Below are 9,426 nucleotides of genomic sequence, written 5' to 3' on the forward strand. Positions count from 1 at the left end.
ATGGTTGGGCGCCAAAAATCCCTTTAGAAGGAGTAGTCGTGATGGATGAAATTTGCAAGTTTGCGCCAGAGTTGTGCATTCGTCCCTCTAATGATGCAAACCAACAAGCAGACGACTTGTTCAATTGGGCCCAAGCCTATGATCAGATCACGGATGGTGCGTATCGTGGTCGAATTGTTGAGCGACGCTTTTCTAAGGTTCATGTGTTTCGTGAAGAGAGCAATCGAGGTTTAAGACAGGATTGCCAAGTGACCAAAGGTGGGCTGTGGCTGGGGTTAAGTGCGACCGACAAGTCTCTTTATCTTAATCATCACCAGCAAGACGCTGACGATATGTTGCTTCGCGCGGGGGGACTGGACTTTGAGTTGGTGACGCCGGAAGACTTTTCGATCTACGGCGTGGTGCTGGACGAGCAAGCTTTAGGTACTATTCTCGACCAGTTGGATGTCGAGACAGACAGCTTGGCGATGCTCAGCCAAGTGGTATCGACGTCTCATGCTCAGCAACTAAAAGCTTACCTCTCGATATTGCTATCGAATCAACCTGTAGGTTGGTCTTGCCATACTCATGAATCGCTACTTTTGGATTTTGTCGCCGATGTCCTTGACTCGTCTTGCGGTAGCAAGGATTCAATGGAGCCTTTGTTTCAGCGCGCTAAAGTCATGAGACGGGTGAAACAAACATTAGAGAGTAGTGATTGGTCTCACCCAATAACCATCAGCGAGCTTTGTCGTGCCGTACATGTGAGTCGCCGAACATTGCAAAACACGTTTCACTCTTGCTGTGGCATGTCGCCCCACCAGTTTCTCCTGCGAGTCAGGTTGAACCAAGCTCGCAGGGCTTTACTCAACAGTGACGGCGAGCACTCCGTCTATGATATCGCGTTTAATCATGGCTTCTATCACTTAGGTCTTTTTGCTGGGAACTATAAAAAGCTGTTTGGTGAGAGTCCGTCTGCAACGCTGGCACAGCGTTAGATTTAGAGGATTCATCAACTATAGCGGCCGTTTAAACCGCCATAGTAACAATGTGCTTTAAGCTTGATGTCGTTAGAAGTGCTGATTCAAATGCGCTTCAAATCGCGTAAAGTCATTGTCGATATCGCCATTTTTCATCACGTCATAGGCCGCAAAGGTTGGCATGGCTTTCATACCAAAGAAGCGGAAGTTGGCGTGCATGTGGAACATGAGGTCATCAACGCTTTTGCCTTGGAAAAGGTATTCAGATTCATCGTTGAACGATTCTTCTGGCGCGTTGAACGTTAAAGACAGCATGTACTTAGACTCAGTTTGCATGCCACCTGTACCGTAGTTTTTCTTAGGCTCTGATTCTGAGCGACCATCAAACAAACACAAGTCACCACCCATGCCAGCAGTAAACACCTCATCCATGTACTTTTTAAAGCTCCAAGGTACTGTCATCCAGTTGACTGGCGATTGAATGATCACTCGATCCGCCCACTTAAAGTTATCCAGTTGTGCTGGTACATCAATCTCATCTTGCATGGTGACCACACGTGTTTGATGGCCTTTGCCTTCGAGTAGGGTGATCGCCTTATCGACAAGAGTTGCGTTAAGTTTACCTTCAGAGAATGGGTAGGGTTGGTGTGCATTGATGATTAATATATTGCTCATGGTTTTATGTCCTCTAAATTTCACTATGTCTGGAGTGTGTCCGAGCGCTCTGGTGGTATATTAAAGTAACCTGAAAACTAAAATCAATTAGTATACTTTTAGTAACCTTTTGTTTGGTGGTTTTGGGGTACAAAAAAAGCAGCGTTACGCTGCTTTTTATCAATGAGTTAGCTTATATCGGGCACTCTTCCCAGCCACATTCGACATGGTGAACCAGATCGGAGACTTTGTCTGGATTGAGTCGATACTGCTTATCAACATGAAGTTTTGCAGCAGTGAGTTGTTCAAATAGCTGCCAGTGTTTCAGTAAACACTCGTCTTCATCTTGAGTAACTTCAGACCAGGTTTCTTTAAGCATGGGCATCATACATGCTGAGCCATGGGCATAGAGCATCATCTGCCATTTGAGTTCGTGCCTGTTTAATTGGTCGTCATCCGTTCGGCCTTGATTATATTCATCGACCAGCGCCTCCACGATGCATTCAATTTCCCCTTTGCTATCTACAAAATAGTCAAAGAATTCGTTTTCCTGACGCATCGCATCGGCAATGAGCTGAATAGGCTCGCGGACAACCATAATGTGGGCCAGCATTTCAACGGAAAAGCGATAGAGCTTCACATTGATAGGGGTATCTTCTGGTAGTAGCTCGAGAAGGTGCAGGATGTACTTCTGCATGTAGGCGTGCATATGGTCGCTGATGCCGTACCATATCTGCTCCTTGCTACCGAAGTGGTGACGAATCAAACTATGAGACACACCCGCACGCTCACTGATATTGCGAATAGAAACTCTCTCGTACCCCAGTTCGCAAAACATTTGTGCAGCGACCGTCATGATCAGGTTTTTTGTCTCTTCTGCCGCCATGGCGCTGCGACGACCTTTTTTCTTCTCCACTCGATACCTTTTTAATTAATCAATCCTATACAGGGTACTGAATTACCCACCTATCGACAAGATGCACATCGGCCGAACGTCACAATGCAGTAGATCTACTTATGCCGGGGCCTGAGGGCTTGTATATAACTAAAAGTGATGAAAAGCATACAAAAAATTATACTGCACGTGTGTGCAATATGTATTGATCTCTTTCAAATTAAACATATACTGCACAACTGTAAAGTTAATTTACTGCACGATCGTAAAGTATAAATTTGGGATAAATATTATGAACACCCATCGTCTATTCAAAAAAGTCAGTGTGCTGATGCTCCCCATATTCGCGGCCATCAGCCTATCTGGGTGCAATCAAGCACAATCAGAAATCAATGAACCCGTGATCAAGCCCGTCAAAGTAGTACAGGTTCCTGAACTCAATTTTGCACCTGTCAGCAGCTATCTTGCACAAGTTGATGCGACGGATCGTGCTCAACTCTCTTTTCAGGTCGCAGGACAAATTTCGTCGATTGACGTCAAAATGGGTGAAGTCATTAGTCAGGGCGAAATCTTGGCGACACTGGATCCAACCGACTATCAAGTCGCTTTAGACGCAAAACAAGCCGAGTTCGATCTCGCAGAGTCACAGTGGAAACGTGCTAAGCAGTTATTTGCTAAAAAGCTGATCAGTGCCGATGAGTTCGACCGCAACGAAACGCAATTTAAAGCTGCTGAGGCGTCATTAGCACAAGCGAAAGCTGATCTTGGCTATACGCAAATCATTGCTCCGTTTGATGGTGTGGTCTCTATGACTTACCAAAAGCCTTTTGAAGTCGTTGGGGCGAAACAGCCAATTTTGAATCTTATTAGCAGTGACGACCTTGATGTGACCTTCACTATTCCGGTTACGGAAGTGAAGGCGATGACGTTAGAAGAGTTAAAGAACCAGCACTTTTTTGTCACGCTGGATAGTCATCGCAATCAGCGTATTGAAGCCAGATTTCGTGAAATTGCTATGCAGCCAGATCTTGATACCAATAGCTATGCAGCTGCAGTGACAATAGTTAAGCCACAAAACATCAATGTGCTCTCCGGTATGTCTGGACAGGTGCATATTCAAAGTGAAGCGAAAGAGCGTGCATTTTCGCTGCCAACCAGCGCGTGGATTAGCCAGCAAGCGACCAGTGGCAAGGTGTGGCGCTTTGACCCAATGACAGAGCAAATTCATCAAATTCAGCTGTCTACTAATGAAAGTGGTGCCGTGACTGCGGGCTTGCAGCAAGGCGACCAAATCGTGGTGGCCGGCGCGGCAAACTTAGTGGAAGGACAGCGAGTTAAGCTCTGGACGCGAGAGGGAGGTATCTAATGAAGAAATCAATGATTGCTCTCGGTCTCGTCTCACTGGCTCTAGCGGGCTGTAATTCGGATGTTACCGTTCGTGAGCGTGCACCTCTGATGGTTGAGTCTATCGAAGTCTCAAAACCTGTAGAGCAACAATATCGCGAGTTTAAAGGCCAAGTTGTCACCGCAGAGCAGACAAAACTGGCATTTCGAATTCAGGGGGAAATTTCCCACTTACTGGTGAAGCCAGGTCAATCGGTAAAGAAAGGCCAGGTGGTCGCCAAGTTGGACGATGAAAAACTCCAGCAGCAATACCGTGATGCATTGGCTCAATACGAATTGGCAACCAAGCAACTTCGTCGTGGTACCGAATTGTACGCGCGAGATATGATTTCCAACTCTGAGTTGGATGAGCTGACTTCCAATCGACAACTGGCGAAAGCGCAATACAAAAATATTCAGCACCAAATTCAGTACACCAGCTTAAAGGCGCCGTTTTCTGGCGTGGTGGCAGAGGTTAATAAAGAACGCTTCGAAAACGTTGGCCCGGGTGAGACGGTTGTGTCTATTTATCAGGATGACAAAGTTTACGTGAAGATCAGTCTTTCTGACCACATTTTAGCTTCTATCACTCCTCAGGCTCAGCGTAATGCCTATCAGCCGCGCGCATTTTTCTCTGGCATTGATGAAAGCTACACCATGACCTACCTAGAGCACTCTAGCGAGCCAGATGCCCAAAGTCGCGCTTATGAACTTTGGCTGCAAATGCCTCAACCAAAAGCGAAAATTTTACCGGGAACCAGTGTTGCTGTTCATGTGGATATGGTCGCTGCAGGGTTAAGTACGATTCAAGGTTATCAATTACCAATGACAGTACTGGAAGCTGGCATGGAGCCGAAACAGTTTTTTGTTTGGAAACATGAAGATGGTATGGCGATGAAAACGCCAGTGCGAGTTGATCAAGTGAATAGTTTCGGGGTGATTGTCGATTCAGGCGTGACCCAAGGTGACATTTTAATTAGCTCAAGTTTGAGAAAGCTCAGAGACGGCGAAGCAGTAGCACTCTTGGAGAATAATAAATAATGAGTTTGACCGAGTATTCAATCAAAAACCGTGTCATTAGCTGGCTGTTTCTTGTCATATTGGCTGTTGGCGGTATTCAATCATTTAACGATTTAGGGCGTTTGGAAGATCCAGCGTTTACGATTAAAGATGCGATGGTGATTTCAACTTATTCCGGCGCGACCTCGACCGAAGTAGAAGAAGAGCTCACCTATCCGCTGGAAAAAGAGATCCGTAAGCTTCCGTACATCAAGAACATCAAGTCTACGTCCTCTGCGGGTCTGTCACAGATCATGGTCAGTATGGAAATGGACTATGGCCCTGACGAACTTCCCCAAATCTGGGATGAAATGCGTCGTAAGATTAATGACTTAAGACCTAACCTTCCATCAGGGGTCAATTCGATTCAGATCATCGATGATTTTGGTGATGTGTTTGGTGTGATGATCATGCTTACGGGTGATGGCTACGATTATGTGGAGCTAAAACGTTACGCTGATTACTTGAGCCGCGAGCTAGAGCTGGTGGATGGCGTGGGTAAAGTTGCCATCGCTGGTGACCAAAAGGAGATGTTATTCGTTGAGCTGTCGTTAGAGCGTCTATCTGCCCTTAACCTAGATATGAACACGGTCATGGGGCTGCTCAACCAGCAAAACAGCGTGCAGTCTGCTGGTGAAATCATGATTAATGGTGAGAGCTTGGCCATTCGTCCAAACGGCAATTTGGATTCGGTTGAGTCGCTAGAAAATCTCATCATACATGGACGTGACACGGGTAATCTTATCCGCTTAAAAGACGTGGCTGATATCTCTAAGGGGATACAAGAAAAGCCGTCAAATGTGATTACTTTTAATGGCAAGCCTGCGATTAACTTGGCGATTTCATTTGGCGCTGGTGTCAACGTGGTCGAAGTCGGTAAGGCACTGGATGCTGAGCTACAAGCGCTCGAGAGCATTAAGCCTGCGGGCATTAATCTTGACTACTTTTACAATCAATCTGCAGAAGTTGATAAATCGGTACAAGATTTTGTGGTCAGCCTTGCTCAAGCGGTAGGCATCGTCATTGTGGTATTGCTGTTCACTATGGGCATGCGTAGCGGCATCATTATTGGTGCAGTTTTGCTACTCACCGTGTTTGGTACTTTCATTATGATGAGTATCAACAATATTGAGCTTCACCGTATTTCACTCGGTGCACTTATCATCGCGCTCGGTATGTTGGTGGACAATGCGATTGTGATTGTTGAAGGTATCTTGGTTGGACTTAAGCAGGGTCAAACCAAAAAGCAAGCTGCGATGGGTATTGCAAAACAGACGCAATGGCCACTACTTGGTGCTACCGTTATCGCAATTACCGCTTTTGCTCCAATCGGTTTATCACAAGACGCCACGGGGGAGTTCATGGGCTCCTTGTTCTGGGTGCTGTGCTACTCCTTGTTCCTTAGCTGGATCACGGCATTAACTCTAACGCCGTTTCTTGCTGATATCTTGCTGAAAGAGTCTGATAAAAACGACCAAACTGCCGCTGCAGACCCATATAAAGGTGTGCTGTTTTCGGTGTTCCGTTGGTCTTTGGAGTTGGCGCTGAAATTGCGATGGTTGACGGTTGCGGCCATGATTGCATTGCTAGTTTCCGCTGTCATGGCGTTTGGTTTAGTGAAGCAGTCGTTTTTCCCGCCGTCAAACACGCCTATGTTCTTTGTCGACATGTGGATGCCTGAGGGCACGGATATACGTCAAACGCTGAAACAAACTGAGCAGGTGGAAGAGTATATTCAGGCTCAAGATAATGTGGAGTTTGTTTCCACAACGGTTGGGCAAGGTTTGCAACGTTTCATGCTGACTTATCAGCCAGAGAAAAGCTATGAAGGCTACGCTCAGCTGCAAGTGCGAACCACCAGTCGTGACAACATGTTTGATTTACTCAACACGCTGGATTCAGAGCTGTCGTCTCAATTTGCCACCCCAACGTTCCAGCTTCGACTGATGGAATTTGGTCCGTCACCAGCGTCGAAGATCGAAGCGCGCATCATTGGCCCTGACCCACAGGTGCTGCGTGATATCGCGGTACAAGTAGAAGATGTATTGCTTGCGGATCCGGGAGCAAGAAACATTCGTCATGATTGGCGCGAACGCACCAAGCAGTTGGTTCCTCAGTTTAATGAATCGAAAGCGCGCCGTTTGGGTATCTCGAAAGAGGATCTATCGAGCACTCTGCAACTGGCATTCGGTGGTAACACGATTGGCGTATTCCGTGATGGTACACAAATGCTGCCTATCGTCACTCGGCTGACGGAAGCGGAACGCGTGGATTATGCGTCACTGCAGAACATCTCCATTTGGAGCCCAATGCTGCAAACGTATGTGCCAGTAGAGCAGGTGATCGACGATGTTACGCTGGAGTGGCAAGAGCCGATTATTCAGCGCCGTGACAGAAAACGTACTTTAACGGTACTCGCTGACCATGATGTATTGGGAGACGAGACGGCGGCAAGTTTATTCGCTCGTGTTAAGCCACAGGTAGAATCACTGCCTCTACCTGCTGGCTACACGATCGAATGGGGTGGCGAATATGAGTCATCAAAAGATGCGCAAGAGGCGATGTTTAAGTCATTGCCGATGGGCTATCTGTTGATGTTCATCATCACAATGTTGTTGTTCAATTCGTTTAAAAAGCCGTTGGTGATTTGGTTTACTGTGCCACTTTCTATCATTGGTGTCGCATTTGGACTGCTTTTGTCGAATATGCCATTTAGTTTTACCGCGTTACTAGGTCTGCTTAGCCTAAGTGGCATGATCCTTAAAAACGGTATTGTATTGATGGATCAAATCAACCTAGAGCTAGAGAGTGGTAAAGACCCATACTTGGCTTTGATAGACAGTGCGGTTAGTCGTGTTCGTCCAGTGAGTATGGCAGCGCTGACCACCATTCTGGGGATGATACCTCTCGTGTTTGATGCCTTCTTTGGCTCAATGGCGATCACCATTATGGCGGGTCTTGGCTTTGCCACGGTTCTAACCTTAATTGTAGTACCGGTATTGTTTGCCATTTTCTTTAAGGTGAAACCGGCGAACTAACTGAAATCATAGTAAAAGTGATCAAAAGCCTGCATTTATTGCAGGCTTTTTGCGTTGTTGTAGATACAAAATTGAACCCGCTTCTCGGAATTTAGCTGCAATTTTGTGTTTTTTGCGGACGAGTTCGGTATTCATCGGCTTTAACGAGCGATTTGTAAGTTAATTTCGAAATCTTGATCAAATTTTCGCAAAATAATGACGTTATTTTGGAATACCAACCACATTTTTTGGCATGATCGTTTTATCAAACGAGCAAGATTAAACACAATATGCTCACGAATCATTCAGAACAGATGGAGAGACTTCAAATGCCAACTAACTACTGCACCGCGTGCAAAAAGGATACGGCACACAAAGCAGTGATGCGACGCAGCCACAACGATAACTCATCTATCGTTCAAAACTTCCAAATGTTGATGTCTCAACTGGTCAATGGCAGCGGTTACTACAAGCTAGAGCGTCAGCTATATTGCCGTGTGTGCAATAAGCAGAATCAAGAAACAGTGAAAACGGTGCTTAGCGGTCAAACGAATCTCGCATAACAAAAGTCTCGCGTAAATTAACACTGTAAACTGATATCGATTGATGGCATTTGTCACAACTTTGTGATCTCACATCTTTTTACATGCATAACCTTTGATTTACAATCGTGAAGTATCCCGTTCACTTGAGTTAAATCAATGGCTTCGCTTGCTTTAGATAAAATCGATTTAGAAATACTGCGCATACTTAGCCGTAAGGGTCGTATGCCGATAGTTGAGTTGGCTAAGTTGGTCAATTTGACGACCTCTCCTTGTTCGGACCGCGTGAAGCGCCTAGAGAAAGAAGGCTTCATTGTGGGTTATCACGCTGAACTCAATCCGGAAAAATTGGGCCTAGATGTCCAAGTGTTTATTCATATCCGACTCGATCAAACCAGCTTCTCGATATTTGAAAAATTTGCTAAAGCTGTTGAATTAATGCCTGAAATTGAAGAGTGTTATTCACTTTCCGGTGACTTCGATACCATGATCAAGGTTAGAACTAAAGATATGAAGTCTTATCAATCATTTATGTCTACCAAGTTAGGTACATTACCCGGTGTGATTCAAACCCGTAGCGAGGTAGTGATCGAGGAGCACAAAACAGGATTTGGCGTTAATCCGGACCTTCTTGACACGCTCTAGACTCATTTCGACAAACCATTACTAAGTCTTCATTGCATCCCACTCTATCTTCAATGAATCTTCTCATTGGAGATACAGGTCATGTCTTTTTTGAGACTATGCACATTCTTTGTTCTCCTTGGGTTTAAAAGTTTGATTTTTATTGTTAATTAGATAGAAAAGTTAACTAGAAATCTGCTTTAACAGTCCTACACTGAACATATATAAAACTATCTAATAAACAATAAGTTGTTTCAGTGAATGTGGGTGTTTGACTAAGTTTGTCGCGACGG

8 protein-coding genes are annotated in these 9,426 nt (G+C 45.4%); 6 read left to right on the forward strand and 2 right to left on the reverse strand.

Features of this window, described 5'->3' with window-relative positions; translation table 11 throughout:
- Positions 1-41 precede the first annotated feature (41 nt).
- Complete coding sequence (locus AAA946_RS23190; protein ID WP_338167100.1) at positions 42-977, forward strand: helix-turn-helix domain-containing protein; 936 nt, start codon at positions 42-44, stop codon at positions 975-977.
- Positions 978-1,049: 72 nt separating this feature from the next.
- On the opposite strand, the gene AAA946_RS23195 is transcribed toward AAA946_RS23190, so the two are convergent.
- Entirely contained in the window at positions 1,050-1,634 is a 585-nt protein-coding gene (locus AAA946_RS23195; protein ID WP_338167101.1) for an NAD(P)H-dependent oxidoreductase, read from the reverse strand.
- A 172-nt stretch (positions 1,635-1,806) separates the two neighbouring features.
- Positions 1,807-2,499: a TetR/AcrR family transcriptional regulator gene (locus AAA946_RS23200; RefSeq protein WP_338167232.1), complete on the reverse strand. Its 693-nt coding sequence runs from the start codon at positions 2,497-2,499 to the stop codon at positions 1,807-1,809.
- A 301-nt stretch (positions 2,500-2,800) separates the two neighbouring features.
- Between AAA946_RS23200 and AAA946_RS23205 the strand changes: the two genes are divergently transcribed.
- The 5 genes from AAA946_RS23205 to AAA946_RS23225 all read left to right on the forward strand — a co-directional run bounded on the left by AAA946_RS23205 (position 2,801) and on the right by AAA946_RS23225 (position 9,154).
- Positions 2,801-3,874, forward strand: a complete 1,074-nt coding sequence (locus AAA946_RS23205) for an efflux RND transporter periplasmic adaptor subunit (protein ID WP_338167102.1) — start codon at positions 2,801-2,803, stop codon at positions 3,872-3,874.
- Entirely contained in the window at positions 3,874-4,932 is a 1,059-nt protein-coding gene (locus AAA946_RS23210) for an efflux RND transporter periplasmic adaptor subunit (RefSeq protein WP_338167103.1), read from the forward strand. Before AAA946_RS23205 ends, AAA946_RS23210 begins: the two co-directional genes overlap by 1 nt.
- The gene (locus AAA946_RS23215) at positions 4,932-7,988 is read left to right on the forward strand and encodes an efflux RND transporter permease subunit (RefSeq protein WP_338167104.1); all 3,057 of its coding nucleotides are present in this window, start codon (positions 4,932-4,934) and stop codon (positions 7,986-7,988) included. Before AAA946_RS23210 ends, AAA946_RS23215 begins: the two co-directional genes overlap by 1 nt.
- Positions 7,989-8,296: 308 nt before the next feature.
- Complete coding sequence (locus AAA946_RS23220; RefSeq protein ID WP_042499899.1) at positions 8,297-8,530, forward strand: hypothetical protein; 234 nt, start codon at positions 8,297-8,299, stop codon at positions 8,528-8,530.
- A gap of 138 nt (positions 8,531-8,668) precedes the next feature.
- Positions 8,669-9,154, forward strand: coding sequence for an Lrp/AsnC family transcriptional regulator (locus AAA946_RS23225; RefSeq protein ID WP_042499897.1), 486 nt, complete (start codon positions 8,669-8,671; stop codon positions 9,152-9,154).
- Positions 9,155-9,426: the final 272 nt, after the last annotated feature.

This window comes from Vibrio sp. 10N (genome assembly GCF_036245475.1).
Taxonomy (GTDB): domain Bacteria; phylum Pseudomonadota; class Gammaproteobacteria; order Enterobacterales; family Vibrionaceae; genus Vibrio.

What these genes read in the sequence shown, in the direction of transcription:
- AAA946_RS23190 (WP_338167100.1), top strand. Translation starts at nt 42, where the DNA reads ATGGATGAAATTTGCAAGTTTGCGCCAGAGTTGTGCATTCGTCCCTCT.
- AAA946_RS23195 (WP_338167101.1), bottom strand. Translation starts at nt 1,634, where the DNA reads ATGAGCAATATATTAATCATCAATGCACACCAACCCTACCCATTCTCT.
- AAA946_RS23200 (WP_338167232.1), bottom strand. Translation starts at nt 2,499, where the DNA reads ATGGCGGCAGAAGAGACAAAAAACCTGATCATGACGGTCGCTGCACAA.
- AAA946_RS23205 (WP_338167102.1), top strand. Translation starts at nt 2,801, where the DNA reads ATGAACACCCATCGTCTATTCAAAAAAGTCAGTGTGCTGATGCTCCCC.
- AAA946_RS23210 (WP_338167103.1), top strand. Translation starts at nt 3,874, where the DNA reads ATGAAGAAATCAATGATTGCTCTCGGTCTCGTCTCACTGGCTCTAGCG.
- AAA946_RS23215 (WP_338167104.1), top strand. Translation starts at nt 4,932, where the DNA reads ATGAGTTTGACCGAGTATTCAATCAAAAACCGTGTCATTAGCTGGCTG.
- AAA946_RS23220 (WP_042499899.1), top strand. Translation starts at nt 8,297, where the DNA reads ATGCCAACTAACTACTGCACCGCGTGCAAAAAGGATACGGCACACAAA.
- AAA946_RS23225 (WP_042499897.1), top strand. Translation starts at nt 8,669, where the DNA reads ATGGCTTCGCTTGCTTTAGATAAAATCGATTTAGAAATACTGCGCATA.